This is a genomic window from Hymenobacter mellowenesis (assembly GCF_030581005.1).
GTDB lineage: Bacteria > Bacteroidota > Bacteroidia > Cytophagales > Hymenobacteraceae > Hymenobacter > Hymenobacter mellowenesis.
This window is the reverse complement of sequence record NZ_JAUQSX010000003.1, coordinates 117,398-134,534: the sequence shown is the minus strand read 5'-3', so window position 1 is coordinate 134,534 and position 17,137 is coordinate 117,398. Positions and strand designations below refer to the sequence as shown.

Below are 17,137 nucleotides of genomic sequence, written 5' to 3'. Positions count from 1 at the left end.
CAGTAGAACGCTATATCCGGTTTTTATTCATGCCCGCTCCTTCTCATCTGATTGTAATTGGCACCTCAGCGGGCGGCATGCCGGCGCTGGTGCAGCTCGTGGCGCAGCTCTCGCCCACGCTGCCGGCGGCCGTGCTGGTGGTGCAGCACTTCGCCCCCGATTCCGACGGCCAGCAGCTCGTTGAGCGCCTGGCCCGGCACACCGCCATGCCCTGCCGCCAGCCCGTCGATGGCGAACCCATCGAGGCCGGCACCCTGTATCTGGCCCCGCCCGACCGCCACCTGCTGGCCAAGGACGGCAGCACCGCCCACCTGCTCGTGACCAAAGGCCCGCGCGAAAACCACTACCGCCCCGCCGCCGATGCCCTGTTTCGCTCGGCCGCCGTGGCCTTTGGGGCCAACGTGGTGGGCGTCGTCCTTACCGGCATGCTGCACGACGGCACCGCCGGCCTCGAATTCATCAAGCGTTGCGGCGGCGTGGCCGTCGTGCAGGACCCCCACGAGGCCGAGTTCCCCAGCATGCCCGAAACCGCCCTACGCCACGTCGACGTGGACTACGTGGTGCCCCTGGGCACCATGGGCCCGCTGCTGGAAGAAGTAACGGCCCGCAAAACGCCCGACCGCAAGACCCTCATCCCCGAAGACCTGAAACAGGAAGCTGCCATCGCCGAGCGCGTGGTGGGCACCATCGACGAAGTGCTGCGCATTGCGCACCCCGTGCCCCTCACCTGCCCCGACTGCGGCGGCAGCCTCTTCGAAGCTGACCACGGCAGGCTGCTGCGCTACCGCTGCCACACCGGCCACGCCTACACCGCCGACGGCCTGCTCCACAACGCCCAGCAAAACCTGGAGGAGTCGCTCTGGGTGGCCCTGCGCATGATGGAGGAGCGCAAAAACCTGCTCAGCAGCATGGCCGCGCGCGGCGAAGATTCCTACTCGGTGCAGCAGGAAGAGCGCATCGAAGAAATCAAAAAGCACATCAACCGCCTCCGCGAGTTCCTGCTCAACGGCGGCAGCGCGAACGGCAGCCCGGCGGTTGCGCCGGCGGAGTGAGGGGTAGCAAGTAGCTGACTGCTAAAAAACGGTCATCCCGAGCACGCCGAGGCATGACCGTTCTAACTCTATAGCTTAACGAACGGCCGAGTGCCGGGCCGCGTCGAGCAGGGTGGGCACCATGCAGGGCGCCGGGCCCAGCTCGCGCTTCAGCAGGTCTTTGCGCACCCGCTCGGGCACGTGTACCAGCACCAGCTGGGCGTGCTGTTCCTCCAGCTGGTGGTGGGCCACCCATAGCAGCCGGGCCGCTTCGTCGGAGAGCGAGTGCAGCATGCCGCAATCAACCCACACGGCGGCCTTGCCGCTCCGCTGGGCACGGTGCAGGCCATGCGCGAGGGAGACTTCGGGCTCGTCGGCGCGGCTGGGGCCCAGGATGAGCAAGTAGCTGTCGGCGAGTGATTCGTGATAAACAACGTTCATAACCGAAGGGAATTAAGAAAGGCTGAACACGTGGACAACAACCGCCGAGGGCAGATTGCGCAAAGCACCGGCCAGGGGAGTCAGCACCCATTACACAAATATAGCTTGTTATATATTCAATAACCAGGAGGAAAACACGGGTTTGTTGGCGCGAAAAATACGGAAACCCCAACCGGCCTAAATCCCATTGAGCCGCCGCGTTGGGCAATGGCGGGATGGCCATTCGGCGTCCGCGGCCGGGGGATGATTACCAGCCCGGGCAAACTATTTGGCCGGTCAAAGTATTTAGCTGCCACCCGCGTCTCCAACAGTAGCAACCCGGCTGCCAGCAGCCCGGACAAGCCTTTTCTTTACCCCACTTTTCCCTATTTATGAGCCCTTCTGTACGCAACATCATTGCCTGGATTCTGCAAGCCTTGCTGGCCGCCATGTTCATCTATTCCGGTGGCCACAAGCTGATGGACCTGGCCGGCACCACCAAGAATTTCGAAGGCCTGGGCCTGCCCGGCTGGATGGCCACCCTCATTGCCGTGGCCGAGCTGCTGGGCGGCATTGGCCTGCTCATTCCGCGCACGGTGCGCCCGGCGGCCCTAGGCCTCATCGTCATCATGATTGGCGCGGTGGTGATGCACGCCACCAAAATCCCCGGTGGCTTGGCCGGTGGCACTGCCGCCATTGTGTGCCTGGTGCTGCTGGTGGTGCTGCTGGTGCTGCGCAGCCGCCCGGCCGTGCGGGCGGTGTAGGGCAGAAGCGTCATGCAGCGCGCAGCGAAGCATCTTGCCCGCCACCGCTAATCCCGTCGATTGGATTGCGTTGCGCGGGCAAGATGCTTCGCTGCGCGCTGCATGACGTTCTTCTTGATTTCCAACCTTACTGCTTCTCCTTCTCCCAAACCATTGCCGCCCGGCCGGGTTGCTTGCCTTCCGGCCGGCCCGGCCGGGCTACTTGTTTGCTCTTATGAAAATCCTTTATAGCTACCTGCGCAACTACTGGCCGCTGTTGGTGCTGGCCCTCGGGCTGGCCGCCGTCAACCAGGTGTTTTCGCTGCTCGACCCGTATTTCTTCCGCAAGCTCATCGACCATTTCGCGCCCAAAGACGGTGGCTTGGGCGCCGTGCATCTGGTGCCCTTCGGCCCGTTTCTGCGCGAAGCCCTGCCCTACATTGGCCTAATGCTGGGCGCGGCCATGGTATCGCGCATTGCCAAAAACTTTCAGGACTACTACGTCAACGTCATCACCCAGCGGCTGGGCGCGAAGATGTATTCCGACGGCCTTCGCCACTCGCTGGAACTCCCTTATCAGGTGTTTGAGGACCAGCGCTCGGGCGAGACGCTGGGCAAGCTCCAGAAGGTGCGGCTTGACGTGGAGAAGTTGATTCAGGCTTTTGTAAACGTGCTGTTTACGGCACTGGTGGGCATCGTTTTTGTGATGTGGTACGCCATCACGGTGTATTGGCCCATTGCCCTGGGCTACTTTCTGACCATCCCGCTGCTGGGCATTCTGAGCTTCTTTCTGAGCAAGCGCATCAAGGTCATTCAGAAGACTATTGTGCAGGAAACCACCGCCCTGGCTGGTTCCACCACCGAAAGCCTGCGCAATATTGAGCTGATTAAAAGCCTTGGCCTGGCCCAGCAGGAAACCGAGCGCCTGAACGGCATCACCGGCAAAATCCTAAAGCTGGAGCTGCGCAAGGTGCGCTACCTACGCTCGCTGAGCTTCGTGCAGGGCACGTTCGTGAATTTGCTGCGCAACATCATTGTGCTGCTGCTGCTGTATCTGCTGGTGCAGCGCCACATCAGCCTGGGGCAGTTTTTCTCGTTCTTCATCTACTCCTTCTCCATCTTCGGGCCGCTGCAGGAGCTGGGCGCCATCATCGGCATCTACCGCGAAACCGAGATTTCGCTGGGCAACTTCCAGACCATCCTCGACACGCCCAAGGACGTGAAGCCGGCCCACCCCAAGTCGGTGGCCCACATCGAAAACCTGGCCTTCGACCACGTCACCTTCAAGCACCTCACCGCGAACAACAACGCCCTCACCAACATTTCCTTCCGCACCGAACTGGGCCAGACCATTGCCTTCGTGGGGCCCTCGGGCTCGGGCAAAACCACGCTGGTGAAGCTGCTAGTGGGCCTCTACCCGCCCCTGGCCGGCCAGATTCGCTACAACGGCATCCCCGGCGCGGAAATCGACCTTGATGAGCTGCGCGAGCAAATCGGTTTCGTGACGCAGGACACCCAGCTGTTTGCCGGCACCATCCGCGAAAACCTGCAGTTCGTGGCCCCCCAAGCCACCGATGAAGAGTGCTTGCTGGCCCTGCGCCAGGCCGCGGCCGATACCCTGCTGGCCCGCGCCCCGCTGGGCCTCGACACGGTGATTGGCGAAGGCGGCGTGAAGGTATCGGGCGGCGAAAAACAGCGCCTCAGCATTGCCCGAGCCCTGCTGCGCAAGCCCACCATTCTGGTATTCGACGAAGCCACCTCGGCCCTCGACTCGCTTACCGAAGAGGAAATTGGCAAGACGGTGCGGGAGCTTTCCGGCTCGCGCCAGCACATGACCATCCTCATTGCCCACCGCCTGAGCACCATCCTCCACGCCGACTGCATCTTCGTGCTTGAGCGCGGCCACATCGCCGAGCAGGGCCGCCACGAAGAGTTGCTGCAGCAAAAGGGCCTCTATTACGCCATGTGGCGCCAGCAGATTGGCGAGCGCAAGGAAGACGCGGCTGTGCTGGCATAATTCCTCATCGCCTTTTCCCTATGACTTCTAAATCAAAAGTCAATACGGTACAGTTGAAATACACTAATCCATCATTTCCGGGACAGAAATGGCATGCATTTTTGAAAAATTGCAATGCCCAATTCTATACCTCCAGAAAAGAAAGTATATGGCATTCCATCCGTGGCAAGGGATTTATCATATGGATTTCCGAATTTTCTGTTTCTCAAGAGAACGGGAATACCGTGTGGTATTCCGAGATAGAACTTAGCCAAAACACTTCACGAACAGCCGTACAAACGCTGCAAGAATTTATTGAAGGAGCTTTAAGCCAATTCGAGAAACTGGCGGTAATAAGCTAGGGGTGCAACGCTACTGAGCGCGAGTTGCGCCCCCTCAGACACTCTCCCAACCCAAGCATAAGCATCATTCAATCACCTGCGCCTTCACGTCGAAATCCGGCTTAGGCGGCTGCGGGTCCATGTCCTCCAGTGCCGCCACCACAATTTCGGTGATGGCCAAGTCGCGGGCCCACTTGTTGTTAGCCGGCACCACAAACCACGGCGCATCGCCGGACGAGCAATGCGTCATCGCAGCCTCGTAGGCGGCCTGGTAGTCGTCCCAGTAGGCGCGCTCCTTGAGGTCGTTGGGGTCGAATTTCCAGTTTTTGGCGGGGTCATCGAGGCGGGCCTGCAGGCGTTCGGCCTGCTCTTTTTTGGAGATGTGCAGGAAGAATTTGAGGATGCGCGTGCCGTTGTTCAGCAGCAGCTGCTCAAAGTTGTTGATGTCGTGGTAGTGCTGCTTGCAGGTTTTCTCGTCAATCAGGCCGTGCACGCGGGTGATGAGGACATCCTCATAGTGCGAGCGGTTGAACACGCCAATGTGGCCCTGCTTGGGCGTCTGGGCGTGAATGCGCCACAGGAAATCGTGCTTTAGCTCTTCCGAGGTGGGCGCTTTGAAGGAAGACACCTGCACCCCGGCCGGGTTCACGCCGGTGAGCAGGTTCTCGATGGCGCCGTCTTTGCCGCCCGTGTCCATGGCCTGCAGCACGATGAGCAGGCTGCGCTTATGCTCGGCATAAAGCAATTCCTGTAGGTCGTTCAGGCGCTTGCGCAGCTCCAGCAGGCGCGGGCCGGCCTCGTCCTTGTCATCGGGCTTGTGCTTAAAGGGCGTGATGTCATTGGGGTCGACATCGGCCAGTTTAAAGTCTTTGCCTTTGACGGATACGGCAGGCGTTTTGGGAAGCTTGAACTGCATAGCGACGGGGTTTGCTTTGTTTATGTCGAATGTGAAATGAGTCTATCATCCTGCGTTTGTGAAGGACCTCATCACGGAAAAGCAGCGTCCAGCAATGAGGAATATTTGCGGACGTTTTGGGGTCCTTCGCTGCGTTCAGGATGACAGACGGGATAGTAAGCGTCAGCCCCCCACCGCGCGCGCAATGCCAAAGGCCGCCGCCGCCGCCAGGGCACCCACCACGGCCATTTTCACGGCGCCCGCCACCGGCGGCTGGCCCGTGAGGCGGCTCTTGAAGTACCCGAAAACGAACAAACACACCAGTGTGATGCCCGCCGACCAGGCCAGCCCCTGCGCGGGCGTATCGGTCACGAAATAGGCGCTGAGCGGAATCAGCCCGCCCACGGCGTAGGCCAGGCTGATGGTGGCGGCGCTTTTGGGCGCTTGTTTGGGGTCGGGCTCTTCCAGGCCCAGCTCGTACTTCATCATGAATCTTACCCACTGCTCGGAGTCGGCAGTAAGCTCGGCCACGGCTTGCCGGCGAGTGGCTTCGGAGAGGCCCATCTCGGCCAGCAACTCGTCTACCTCGGCGCGCTCCTTGTCGGGCACTTCCTGCACTTCGCGGTGCTCCCGGCCCAGTTCCGAGGCGTAGTGTTCCACCTCGGTGCGGCCGGCCAGGTAGCCGCCCAGGCCCATGGCAATGCTGCCGGCCACGATTTCGGCCAGCCCCGCCATGACGACCAGGCCCGACGACGTGACGGCCCCGCTCAGCCCCGCCGCCAGCGCAAATGGCACCGTGAGCCCATCCGACAGCCCAATCACGATGTCCTGCAGCATCGCCGAGCTGGTCATGTGGTGCTCGGGGTGCACGTCGTGCGGGAGTTGGGTGGTAGTGGTTGGCTCAGTCATGGGGCAAGTTTTAAGCGAAGCGACCTTAACCCGGCGGGGTGCTTTACGTACGCAGAAACAGATTTTTTCGCTGCCGGCACAAGCCGGCTTTCTTTCACCTCACTCGTTTTTATTTTTATGGCATCCCCCGCCAAAACCGCTGCCCCTAAAGCCGCAGCCGCCAAAAAAGCTGCCCCCGCTGCCGCTAAAGCACCCGCTGCCACCGTCGGCAAAGGCGCCGGCAGCAACGCCGCCGTCGACATTCAGCCCGTGCTCAACCAGCAAAACCACGCCCCCGCGCCCACCCAGCGCTACGGCACCGTGAGCCAGCGCCTGCCCATCGGCCTCGACGAGCAGACCCGCCAGGCCAGCGTCACCGGCCTCAACCAGCTACTGGCCGACACCATCACGCTGCGCGACATGTACAAGAAGCACCATTGGCAGGTGGTGGGCCCCACCTTCTACCAGCTGCACCTGCTCTACGACAAGCATTATGAGGAGCAGTCGACCCTGGTCGATGCCATTGCCGAGCGCATCCAGATTCTGGGCGGTGTGGCCGTGGCCATGGCCCACGACGTGGCCGAGCTCAGCAGCATTCCGCGCGTGCCGCGCGACCGCGAGGAAGCGCCCGTGCAGGTATCGCGCCTGCTCGACGGCCACCAGCGCCTGCTGAAAAACTGCCACGACTACGCCGACACCGCCGATAAAAACGGCGACGACGGCACCAACGACCTCATCGTGAGCCAGCTCATCCGCACCAACGAGATGCAGGTCTGGTTCGTGTCGGAGCATGTCGTCGACTCGCCGCTCATCAAGGCCGAATAGGTGGTGAGATAGGGAAATGATTAGAAGAACGTCATGCTGAGCGCAGTCGAAGCATCTCTACCGCAGTAGTAATTATTTACTCTCGCGGTAGAGATGCTTCGGCTGCGCTCAGCATGACGTTCTCATTTTACAATCCACATCCCTGCCTCCCCATTTCAGTCCTGATGGGCGGCCAATTTTTCATTGTGGTTGTCTTCAGCCTCCTCCACGGTGTGGGTTTTGCCGAGGTCGTTGTCTTTTTTCGCCAGCTCGGCCAGAATGCAGTAGAAATCGTGCAGGGTTTTGATTTCTTCTTCCGAAAAATCCTGGGCGTTGATGAGCCGGTTGCTGGCCCCTTGCGTGGCCGCCAGTAGCTCGTTTAGCTTGAGGTGCAACACCAGCGAATCCTTGTTCTGGGCCCGCTGAATGAGAAAAACCATCAGAAACGTGATGATGGTGGTGCCCGTGTTGATGACCAGCTGCCACGTTTCGGAATACTGAAACAGCGGCCCGGTCACGGCCCACACCACCACGAGGCCGGTGGCGGAGATGAAGGCGGCCGTAGAGCCCGAAAACTTGGTGATGCTCTCGGCCATGCGACCGAAAAAGGAAGTGGAGTCGGTTTTGGATGGCGATTTCATGGGCTGCGGAAGGGACAAAAAAGGTAAAAGCTCAACGTTAGCTTTCCGGTGGCACAAGTTAAACGATTGAAGGATGGCCATTTGATGAAAATGTGTTTCGCCGGCTTGTAAAGCCGAAAACCTCCTTCTATCTTTGCACCCGCTTCGCCACCTCAGCGACGCCGGCTTCGGCCGAATTACCCGGTTTAGTTGCTCGATTTGCGCACGTGGTGAAACTGGTAGACACGCCATCTTGAGGGGGTGGTGCCTTCGGGTGTGGGAGTTCGAATCTCCCCGCGCGCACGCAAACAAACAAGGCCCGTTCCATTCTGTTGGAACTGGCCTTGTTGCGTTTTGGCGTGGTGCTGACGAAGCTCGATGCTGGCGTGTATTGGTCCTCTTGGGTTCTTCCGGCCCCTCCCCGCCTGAAGTCAACCCGCCCGTTCACGGCCCGCCATGGCCCCAAAGTGACTGCAACAAAACGCAGTTGTGCCTGGGCCCGGTAGCGCAGTTCACAATCGGCACAAAAGCAGACTTGTGTTTTACAAACAATCTGCTCAACAGCCACCCAAACCACAAAACCTATAAATCGGGCCTGCACCACCCTTATGCCAATTCCAAGGCAATGCCGCTGTTATCATTTGTGTAAAATAATACAATAATTAATATATTTATTAAATTAAATTATATTTAAACAATATTAAGTTTTAATAATCACGTTTATATATTATATTAGTTATGACCTAGAAAGGTTAAGTGCCAAAAATCACCGTTTTTTATTCTTACAGCTATGAAAAAAAGTGTAACCATCTGCGCGATGGGGGCTGTGTTCAGCCTCTTCATGTTCGTTTCCGTGGCAGCTATGGGCCAGTGCTCATACATTGCCACGAGTTCCGGGGTCATGAGTGGCTTCTCGGCGACGGCGAGTTTCGATGTAGCGGGCGGTGCAGGGTGTGGCTCGCAGCCGCTTTCCAACACCAGTGCCCAGGTCACGCTCAATTCCAACCAAGAGCTCACGCTCAGCAGCGACTACGTGGTGGGCGCCGGTGGCAAGCTCACCATCATGAGCGGCCAGCTGGTTGTGCACGCGCACCTGACGGTGGAAGCCGATGGCCTGCTGACCGTGGGCAGCGGCGGTTCCATTGTGATTGAGGACGGGGGCTCGCTCGATATTTCGAGCCGGGGCACGGCCATCGTGCGGGATGGCGGCACCATCTCGGGCGATTACAATCTGAGCTTGGGCGACGGAACGGCCTCGCAGAAAGTGACAAACCTGCGCATATTCGCGCCCAGTTCGGTGGTGGCGGGGGTGATGCGCGTGAACAAGGCCACCATCACGGTGGCAAACGGCTCGTCGCTGACGACCCTGTGCAACACCATTTTGTATAACTCCGACATTGTGAGCGACGGCGCGATTTACGTGCGGGGCAACCTCGACCTGACCCCGGGCGGCGCCAACAACACGCTCTGCGGCTGGGGCAGTGTGTCGGTGGCCGGGTGCGTGTTTGGCGGCAACGGTGCCTTCAATCGTATTGCCCAGAATTGCACCAACAAAATTGGGGTGTGCGCGCTGGGCGGCACTACGACGGTTTGCAACATGGGCCCGGTATCGGGCAACAACGCCAACGAAAGAGCCTGCGATGCCCTGATTGCGAACTGCCCCCAGCCTTTGCCAGTGGAGCTGTCCGTTTTCACGGCCGCTCCCAATAGTCGGCAGCAAGTGGCGCTGCACTGGGAAACGGCTTCGGAGAAAAACAGCCAAAGCTTTGTCATCGAGCGCTCGGCTGATGGCAACACCTTCCGCGACAATCGGACGGTGGAGGGCGCCGGCACCACGCAGGGCCGCACCAGCTACAACGTGCTGGACGAGCAGCCCCTACCCGGCACCAGCTATTACCGCCTGCGGCAAATTGACTTTGACAAGAGCAGCAGTTACTCACCGGTACGCGTAGTGAAACTCGGCACCAAAAACGACCAGAGCCTGGCAGTGTACCCCGGCCCCTCCGGGAAGGACTGGGTGGTGAGCAGCTCGCTGCCCGCCGAGCTGCTGGGCAAGCAGTATACGGCCCTGAAGGTGTACGACGCCCTGGGCCGGGTGCAGACGGTGACACTCATGCCGGACGGCCAGGCGGGCCGCTGGACCCTGGACATGCACACCTTGCCCACGGGCGTGTACGTGGTGCGGCTGCTTGTCGGCACGGGCTCGTATAGCCGCCGTATTGCCCAATAAGCGCGGTTTTGTCATGCAAAAAGCCCCGTCGGTCACCTGCTTTGCGCAGGTGACCGACGGGGCTTTTTGCTGGCAGCAGCAGGGTTGGTGGGCATTGGGCCGGGCGCAGCATGACGCCCGTGCGCTGAGGCTCCGGGTGGGGATAAAGCGCGCTGTTTCGGCGGGTTTGGTGGAAGCGGCGGTTGGCGACGAGGCCCTGATTCACCGCAAACGTTTTCGTAGATAAATCCGCGTATCTGCTAGCATTTCGGGAAAGCAGCCCAATACCTTTAGCAGCCTGTTCGCCCCATTTGGCCGGCTTCTGCCCGGCTGCCTTGCCCTTTTTGCGCTGGCGCCACGCGGCCCCGCCGCATGCCCGGCCGCCACTGGCCTTTTCAGTTTCGGCCCCTCCCATTACCGGTTGCCGCTTTCCGCCGATTTTTTCGGCTGGCTTGGCCGGTGCGTGCCTTTGCGGGCCATGAGACGGGTGCGAACAGGGTTGTCCTCCTGCGTTATTCCAACCAAACTCCCACCCTGCATGAAAAAACTGTTATCGCTCCTGTTCCTGAGCTGGCTGGCCGTGAGCGCCGGCCACGGCCAGGCTATATCGCCTTACCTCGCCGGCCAGAACGCCTGGCTGCCCACGGCCCTGGGCACGCAGGTATACAACGGGCAGCTCGACCAGTTGTGGCCGCTGGTGCGGCAGTCGAAGGTGAAGATGATTCGCATCGGCGGCAACGGCGTGAATTCCAACCTGGTGACGAATGCCCAGTACATCGCCCTGATTGACTCCATCCGGCGCATTGGGGCCGAGCCCATGGTGCAGGTGTCGGAGGGGCGCGGGCGCTTCACGGCGGCCCAGGCGGCGCAGGTGGTGCAGCACGTCAACATCACGATGGGCCGCAACATCCGGTACTGGATTATCGGCAACGAGCCCGATTTGAACAATACCGCGCAGCCCAACCCGGTACCGGTGGCGGGCGTGGCGGCCTACATCAAGGCCTTCGCTTCGGCTATGAAGGCGGTGGACCCCACCATTCTGACCGTGGGGCCGGAAAACGCCTCCTACGGCAGCACCTACATGCCTTCGCTGGTGGGCGGCGCCAACGACATCACCGGCCAGGACGCCAACGGCCGCTACTACATCGATGTTATTTCCTTCCACTACTACCCCTTCAACGGCATGCAAACCCGCGCCGGCGTGGTGGCCGGCACCAACAGCCTGACCAACAACGTGAACAACCTGCTGGGTCTGATGGCCGCGGCCAACACCAAAAACAACCGCACCGGCGCCAACGCCCTGCGCTGGGCCCTCACCGAATTCAACGTCGACTACGCCAACCCCACGGCCAATACCGTGGAGGGCGTGGGCGTGCATTCCTTCCTGAACGGACAGTTCTGGGCCGAGGTGTTTGGGGTGGGCATGAAGAACGAGGCGGTATCGATGCAGCCCTGGTCCATTCATGAGGGCAGCGGGGCGCGCGGCACCGGCGATTTGGGCTACATCGACGGGCCTAATAAGGCCAGCGCCAAGCCCCGCTCGGCGTTCTGGCACGAGATGCTGGTGGCCGAAAACCTGCACGGCACCAACCTCAACGCCACCGACAACCAGGCGCTGGTGAAGGTGCTCAGCAGCACCGACAACGGCACCACAGCCGTGATGCTGCTCAACGAAAGCGACGCGACGGACTACAACTTTACGGTGCAGTTGGATGGCAGCACGGTGCCCGGCGCTGCGGCGCTGAAGGTGAACGTGCCGGCTGGCATCAACAACTTTTACGACGACAAAATCTACGCGCAGTCGACGCTGGTACTGCTGTTTAACGCGCAGGGCGCGCTGACGCGCAAGATTGTGTACTCGCTGCAGCACGCCCAGCAGGCCCTGCCGCCCACCTACCGCAACCCCGGCTTCAACGTGACGCTGGCCAACTTCGCCAGCGATAAGACCTTTACCTGCGTGGCGCCGGAGGCAGTGAATTTCACGGCCTCGGTGCTGGGCGAGGTGACCTCGCTGACCTGGGACTTTGGGGCGGGCGCCACGCCGGCCACCGGCACCGGCCGGGGGCCGATTGCGGTGACCTATGCCACGGCCGGCAATAAAACCGTGGCGCTGACGCTGGTGAATGCCGACACGACCATCGTGACCACGCGGGCCAACTACCTGCCCGTGAGCACCTGCATTCGCACGCCCTACCCCAGCACCACGCCGGTGATTCCGGGCGTAGTGAAGGCCATTGAGTACGACAACGGCGGCGAAAACGTAGCCTACCACGACACTGAAACCGCCAACCGCGGCTCCGTGGCCGCCCCCAACGTGCCCCGCCCCACCGAAGGCGTGGACACGAGCAACAGCGGCGAGGGCATCGGCGAAGTGGGCTTCACGGCCAGTGGCGAGTGGCTGAAATACACGGTGAACGTGCTGCGCACCGGCCTCTACCAGCTTCGGGTACGGGTTTCGACGGGGGCGACTTCGACGGGCTCGGTGCGGCTGTCGGTGAATGACGTGGACCGCACCGGCGTGGTGGCCGTGCCCGCCACGGGCAGCTTCGGCACCTATCAGGACCTGGCTATCAACAATGTGTACCTGGAGGCTTCGGCCAGCGCCACGCTCAAGCTCGACATCGTGAGTGGGGGCTTCAACTTCTCGAAGCTGACTTTTACGGAGCAGCCGCTGACGGGCATCGTGGTAAACCGACTCTACAACGGAAGCGCGACGGTGGACGGCTCGACCGATGCCGTGGAGCTGCTGGTGGTGCAGGACCACCTGGACATTCGCGGGCTGATAATGAAGGACTTCGAAACTAACCTGACTTCGGACACCGGCGGCAAGTACCAGTTCAAAGATGTGGCACTGTGGAAGGATTTGCGCGTGGGCACCACCATCGTGCTGCGCCACCTTGCCTCGGGCATCAGTGGCTACGCGGAGGACTTCGACCCGAGCGATTTCAAAATTGACCTGCTGATGGAAAACGCCACCTACCTAGATGCGCTGGCACCCTCCGGCCAGAATTTCAATCTGACGCAGACCGATATGGTGCTGCTGAAAACCGGCACCGCCAGCGGTACCGACAACCCCGTGCACGCCTTCGCCACTAACGCCACGGGCCTGGCCTTCTACACCGCCGTGACCAGCGCCAAGCTGCTGGCCAGCAACTTAGGCACGGGCTTCATGGCCTACCCCACCAACCCGGCCCAGAGCACGGCCGACTACAACGGCAGCAGCACGGCCACTTCCAACAGCACCAGCCGCACTTGGGGCGACGGCTTCGGCGCGCCCAACATCACCTACATTCAGTCGCTGCGCGGACAGGCCGTTATGCCGCCCACCATCGTGGTGAACCGGGTTTACAACGGCTCGAACGATGGCACCGGCAACCTCGATGCGGTGGAGTTGTTGGTGGTGCAGGACCACCTCGACGTGCGCGGCATGATTGTGAAGGACTTTGAAAGCAACGGCACGGGCGACACCGGTGGCAAGTACCAGTTTGCGAATACGGCTTTCTGGTCGGATTTGCGTAGCGGCACCACCATTGTGCTGCGCCAGCTGGCCGGCCCCGCCGGCTACGCGCCCGATTACGATGCCTCGGATTTTACGCTGGACTTTTTGCTGGGCAACACGACTTACCTCACGAACGTGGGCAGCACCAACATCTTCAACATCACGCAATACGATATGGTGATGGTGAAAGCGGCCGGCTCGCCGGCGGCGGGTGTAACCGGAGCCATCCATACGTTTGCCACGCGCCTGGCGCTGGGCGGCTCGGTGGCGGCCGGCACCACGGCCAACTACACGGCCACTCCCAACTACAAAATGGCCGCGCCGGACCTGGATAATGGCGGCAGCCCGAGCAAGTTCGTTTACCCGCTGAACCCGACCCAGACCGTGGCCGACTACAACGGCACCGGCAAGGCCACCGCCTCGGGCAGTACGGCCCTGAACTGGGGCTACGGCTTCGGCACGCCCAACGTGACCTATATTCAGAGCCTGCGCAATGCCGTGACGGGCCCCGACCTGGTGGTGGCCAACGGCCAGAACATGCCCGCCGGCGGCGCCTACAACAGCATCACGGTGCAAAGCGGCGGCACCCTCACCCCGCAGCTGGCCACCACAACCGCCACCGACGTGCGCGTGCTGACGGGCGGCAAACTGGTGAGCAACTGCCAGACACTGAGCGGCGCGGGCAGCTTCGAGCTGCAGGCCGGCGCCGAGCTGCAAATCTGCGACCCGGCCGGTATTGCGCCCACCGGGACCACGGGCGCCATCCAGCTGGCCGGCCCCCGCAGCTTCTCTACGGATGCCATTTATACCTACAACGGCACCGCCGCGCAGGCCACCGGCGCGGGCCTGCCCGCCACCGTGCGCGGCCTGACGGTGAACAACCTCGCCACCCTCGCCTCCGACCGCACCCTCACCCTGAACCAGCCGGTGAGCGTGGCCCAGGTGGCCCGCCTGCAAAGCGGCAACCTGAACACCGCCGGCCAGGCGTTTACGCTGCTGTCGTCGGCCGCCGGCACGGCCTTGCTCGACAACACGGGCGGGGTGGTGAATGGCGCGGGCACCATGCAGCGCGCTATCACCAGCACCGTGACGGGGCCGGCTTACCGCCATTTCAGCTCGCCGGTGGCCAGTGCGCCGCTGAGTAGCCTGGCTACGGCGGGCTTCGCGCCCACTTTCAATACCGCTTACAACAGCAGCGCGACGCCCAGTGCGGTGTCGCCCTTCCCCACGGTGTTTGGCTACGATGAAAGCCGGCTGGCTACCGTTGCGTCCAATTACGGGGCGTTTGACAAAGGCTGGTTTTCGCCCACGGCCGACACGGATGTGATGCAGCCCACGCGCGGCTACACCGTGAACGCGCCCGCTTCGGCGGCGCCCGTGGCCTTCACCGGCACCTTCAACAACGCGGCCCAGAGCTCCGGCTCGCTCAACCGCGGCACCGATGCCGACGCGGGCTGGCAGCTGCTGGGTAATCCTTACCCCGCCCCGCTTGACTGGCGCACCGTGACGGCCGCCCAGCGCCCCGGCATGGACGCTGCCATGTACGTGTACCAGAGCACCGGCCAGTACGCCGGCACCTACCGCACCTACGCGAACGGCGTGGGCGCCTCTTCGCTGATTGTGGCTGGCTCGGGCTACTTTGCCCGCGTCACGGCCGCCGGCACGCCCGGCGCCGTGAACCTGACCAACGCCAACCGCGTCACCACCTTCGGCACCCAGCCCGCCTTCGGGCGCGGCACCGCCGATGCCCGGCCGCAGTTGCGGCTCACCCTAAGCGGCGCCGGCCTGCAGGACGATGCCAACGTATACTTCGAGCAAGGCGCTACGGCGGGCTTCGATACCGAATTTGACGCCGCCAAGCTGCTTAATCCCACCGGCCTGAACCTGGCTTCGCTGGCCGGTAATACGCCGCTGGCCATCAACGCGCTGGCGCCGCTGGGCGCCAACCAAGTAGTGGTGCCGCTGAGCGTGGGCGTGCCGCAAGCGGGCAGCTTCACGCTGGAAGTTGCCGACATGAGCAGCTTCGGCTCAGTGCGCGTGTATTTGCGCGATGCGCTGACGGGCACGCAGCTTGCTCTGACGACGGGCAGCCGTTACCAATTCGCGCTGAGCGCCACCACGGCTGGCCACGGGCGCTTCAGCCTGGTGTTCAGTCCGGCGGCCGTTACAGCTACCCGGGCGGAGCTTACGGCCGCGACAGTGAGCCTCTATCCCAACCCGGCCCACGGCAGCTTCACGGTGTTGCTGCCGCCGCTGCCGGGCCAGTCGGCCGTGCGCGCCACGCTGCTCAATGCGCTGGGCCAGCAGGTGCAGGCTCGCGCCATTGGCCTGACATCGGCCGGCGCAACAGCGGAGTTCGACGTACGGAATCTGGCGGCGGGCGTGTATGTGCTGCGCTTGCAGGCCGATAAGGAAGTGCTGACCCGGCGCGTGGTGGTGGAGTAGGTAGTTTATCGCATGACGCCATTCACCTCACCCCCGGCCCCTCTCCTGCGGAGAGGGGAGCCAGTCGCAAGTGCATGGCCGGTGCTCCCTCTCCGCAGGAGAGGGGGTCAGGGGGTGAGGTTGACGCGGAGGGCGAGACGTCCCCATAAAGCAAAAGGTCCCCGAAACGACGTTTCGGGGACCTTTTCCATCACCCCGCAGCCGTAGACCGTCGCTGGAACAGCTCCGAATTCAGCACCAGGCTTTGGCTGGGCAGGATGTCTTTCTTCTTCTCCACGGCCCGGATGAGGATTTTGGCGGCCTCGCGGCCAATATCGTAAGCCGGCTGGGTGATGGTGGATAGCGGCGGGTCGAGCAGGGAGGCGGCTTCGAGATTGGAGAAGCCGATGATTTTGATGTCTTCGGGAATGCGGCGGCCCAGCTCCTTGCACACGTGGTAGGCGCTGATGGCCAGGCGCTCGACCGAGGCGAAGATGCCGTCGATGTCGGGCCGGCGCTGCAGCAGCTCGCGGATGAGCACCACGTTCTGCTCGTTGTCCATCACGCCGTTCAGCACCAGGTCGGGGTCGGGCGGAAGGCCGTGGGCGGTGAGGGCGTCGAGGTAGCCTTGTTGGCGGAACTGGCCGATGGACAGGTTGTTGGAAATGAGCAGGTGGGCAATGGTGCGGCAGCCGGACTGGATGAGGTGCTCGGTGGCCTGATAGCCGCTTTCGTAGTCGTTGGTAGTGACTTTGGCGGTGGCTACTTCGGCGCACACGCGGTCGAAAAACACGATGGGCAGGTTGGTGTCCTTGAGGCTTTTGATGTGGGCAAAATCCTCGGTGCCGCTGGCCACGGACATGAGCAGGCCGTCGACCCGGCCGCCCTTGAGGTGCTGCACAATGGCCACTTCGCGGGCGTAATCGTCGTGGGTGAGGTAGATGAGGACGTGGTAGCCGCTTTGGCGGGCAGCCTCTTCGATGCCGTTGATGGCGAGGGCAAAGAAGTGGTTGGCCACCTTCGGAATGACCACGCCGATGGTCTTGCTCACATTGCGGCGCAGGCTACTGGCGTAGGCGTTGGGCTCGTAGTTGAGGGCCGTGGCCAAGGCCCGCACGCGCACTTTGGTGGCTTCGGAAACTTCGTGGCTATCCCGCAACGCCCTGGAAACCGTGGCGATAGATAGGTGCAGTTGCTCAGCCAGCGACTTCAGATTCACGGGCGTCATGGCAGGAGGTTGGAATGGCGAAAGAGAAGAAAAGGCAAT

Annotated in this window: 12 protein-coding genes and 1 tRNA gene; 8 read left to right on the top strand and 5 right to left on the bottom strand. The window is 62.0% G+C overall.

Annotated features, from left to right (window positions below):
* Window positions 1–29 precede the first annotated feature (29 nt).
* Window positions 30–1,052, top strand: coding sequence for a chemotaxis protein CheB (locus Q5H92_RS07020; RefSeq protein ID WP_305010790.1), 1,023 nt, complete (start codon window positions 30–32; stop codon window positions 1,050–1,052).
* 75 nt (window positions 1,053–1,127) lie between these two features.
* Here Q5H92_RS07020 and Q5H92_RS07015 read toward each other — a convergent pair whose 3' ends face one another.
* Window positions 1,128–1,472 (bottom strand): hypothetical protein, encoded by a 345-nt coding sequence (locus Q5H92_RS07015; RefSeq protein ID WP_305010789.1) that lies wholly within the window; start codon window positions 1,470–1,472, stop codon window positions 1,128–1,130.
* 371 nt (window positions 1,473–1,843) lie between these two features.
* On the opposite strand from Q5H92_RS07015, the gene Q5H92_RS07010 reads away from it, so the two are divergent.
* The 3 genes from Q5H92_RS07010 to Q5H92_RS07000 all read left to right on the top strand — a co-directional run bounded on the left by Q5H92_RS07010 (window position 1,844) and on the right by Q5H92_RS07000 (window position 4,552).
* On the top strand, window positions 1,844–2,215 hold the full coding sequence (locus Q5H92_RS07010; protein ID WP_305010788.1) for a DoxX family protein: 372 nt from the start codon (window positions 1,844–1,846) through the stop codon (window positions 2,213–2,215).
* Between the two features lie 214 nt (window positions 2,216–2,429).
* The gene (locus Q5H92_RS07005) at window positions 2,430–4,211 is read left to right on the top strand and encodes an ABC transporter ATP-binding protein (RefSeq protein ID WP_305010787.1); all 1,782 of its coding nucleotides are present in this window, start codon (window positions 2,430–2,432) and stop codon (window positions 4,209–4,211) included.
* A 20-nt stretch (window positions 4,212–4,231) separates the two neighbouring features.
* Window positions 4,232–4,552, top strand: a complete 321-nt coding sequence (locus Q5H92_RS07000) for a hypothetical protein (RefSeq protein WP_305010786.1) — start codon at window positions 4,232–4,234, stop codon at window positions 4,550–4,552.
* A 64-nt stretch (window positions 4,553–4,616) separates the two neighbouring features.
* Here Q5H92_RS07000 and Q5H92_RS06995 read toward each other — a convergent pair whose 3' ends face one another.
* On the bottom strand, window positions 4,617–5,447 hold the full coding sequence (locus Q5H92_RS06995) for a polyphosphate kinase 2 family protein (RefSeq protein ID WP_305010785.1): 831 nt from the start codon (window positions 5,445–5,447) through the stop codon (window positions 4,617–4,619).
* A gap of 162 nt (window positions 5,448–5,609) precedes the next feature.
* Window positions 5,610–6,335, bottom strand: a complete 726-nt coding sequence (locus Q5H92_RS06990) for a VIT1/CCC1 transporter family protein (protein ID WP_305010784.1) — start codon at window positions 6,333–6,335, stop codon at window positions 5,610–5,612.
* Between the two features lie 117 nt (window positions 6,336–6,452).
* Here Q5H92_RS06990 and Q5H92_RS06985 point away from each other — a divergent pair, with 117 nt between their 5' ends.
* Window positions 6,453–7,139 carry a Dps family protein gene (locus tag Q5H92_RS06985; RefSeq protein WP_305010783.1) on the top strand — a complete coding sequence of 229 codons (687 nt, stop codon included), beginning with the start codon at window positions 6,453–6,455 and terminating at the stop codon, window positions 7,137–7,139.
* Between the two features lie 155 nt (window positions 7,140–7,294).
* On the opposite strand, the gene Q5H92_RS06980 is transcribed toward Q5H92_RS06985, so the two are convergent.
* Entirely contained in the window at window positions 7,295–7,759 is a 465-nt protein-coding gene (locus Q5H92_RS06980) for a low affinity iron permease family protein (RefSeq protein WP_305010782.1), read from the bottom strand.
* Window positions 7,760–7,959: 200 nt separating this feature from the next.
* Between Q5H92_RS06980 and Q5H92_RS06975 the strand changes: the two genes are divergently transcribed.
* The 3 genes from Q5H92_RS06975 (at window position 7,960) to Q5H92_RS06965 (ending at window position 15,891) form a co-directional block, all read left to right on the top strand.
* Window positions 7,960–8,041, top strand: a tRNA-Leu gene (locus Q5H92_RS06975).
* Window positions 8,042–8,528: 487 nt separating this feature from the next.
* On the top strand, window positions 8,529–9,968 hold the full coding sequence (locus Q5H92_RS06970) for a T9SS type A sorting domain-containing protein (RefSeq protein WP_305010781.1): 1,440 nt from the start codon (window positions 8,529–8,531) through the stop codon (window positions 9,966–9,968).
* A gap of 517 nt (window positions 9,969–10,485) precedes the next feature.
* Window positions 10,486–15,891: a DUF8693 domain-containing protein gene (locus tag Q5H92_RS06965; protein WP_305010780.1), complete on the top strand. Its 5,406-nt coding sequence runs from the start codon at window positions 10,486–10,488 to the stop codon at window positions 15,889–15,891.
* A gap of 190 nt (window positions 15,892–16,081) precedes the next feature.
* Here the strand turns inward: Q5H92_RS06965 and Q5H92_RS06960 are convergent, their stop codons facing one another.
* Complete coding sequence (locus Q5H92_RS06960; protein WP_305010779.1) at window positions 16,082–17,098, bottom strand: LacI family DNA-binding transcriptional regulator; 1,017 nt, start codon at window positions 17,096–17,098, stop codon at window positions 16,082–16,084.
* Window positions 17,099–17,137: the final 39 nt, after the last annotated feature.

Excerpts from the sequence above, each read along its gene's own strand:
- Q5H92_RS06990 (WP_305010784.1), bottom strand. The coding sequence starts at position 6,335 with ATGACTGAGCCAACCACTACCACCCAACTCCCGCACGACGTGCACCCC.
- Q5H92_RS06960 (WP_305010779.1), bottom strand. The coding sequence starts at position 17,098 with ATGACGCCCGTGAATCTGAAGTCGCTGGCTGAGCAACTGCACCTATCT.
- Q5H92_RS06980 (WP_305010782.1), bottom strand. The coding sequence starts at position 7,759 with ATGAAATCGCCATCCAAAACCGACTCCACTTCCTTTTTCGGTCGCATG.
- Q5H92_RS07015 (WP_305010789.1), bottom strand. The coding sequence starts at position 1,472 with ATGAACGTTGTTTATCACGAATCACTCGCCGACAGCTACTTGCTCATC.
- Q5H92_RS06995 (WP_305010785.1), bottom strand. The coding sequence starts at position 5,447 with ATGCAGTTCAAGCTTCCCAAAACGCCTGCCGTATCCGTCAAAGGCAAA.
- Q5H92_RS07005 (WP_305010787.1), top strand. The coding sequence starts at position 2,430 with ATGAAAATCCTTTATAGCTACCTGCGCAACTACTGGCCGCTGTTGGTG.
- Q5H92_RS07010 (WP_305010788.1), top strand. The coding sequence starts at position 1,844 with ATGAGCCCTTCTGTACGCAACATCATTGCCTGGATTCTGCAAGCCTTG.
- Q5H92_RS07020 (WP_305010790.1), top strand. The coding sequence starts at position 30 with ATGCCCGCTCCTTCTCATCTGATTGTAATTGGCACCTCAGCGGGCGGC.
- Q5H92_RS06985 (WP_305010783.1), top strand. The coding sequence starts at position 6,453 with ATGGCATCCCCCGCCAAAACCGCTGCCCCTAAAGCCGCAGCCGCCAAA.
- Q5H92_RS07000 (WP_305010786.1), top strand. The coding sequence starts at position 4,232 with ATGACTTCTAAATCAAAAGTCAATACGGTACAGTTGAAATACACTAAT.
- Q5H92_RS06970 (WP_305010781.1), top strand. The coding sequence starts at position 8,529 with ATGAAAAAAAGTGTAACCATCTGCGCGATGGGGGCTGTGTTCAGCCTC.
- Q5H92_RS06965 (WP_305010780.1), top strand. The coding sequence starts at position 10,486 with ATGAAAAAACTGTTATCGCTCCTGTTCCTGAGCTGGCTGGCCGTGAGC.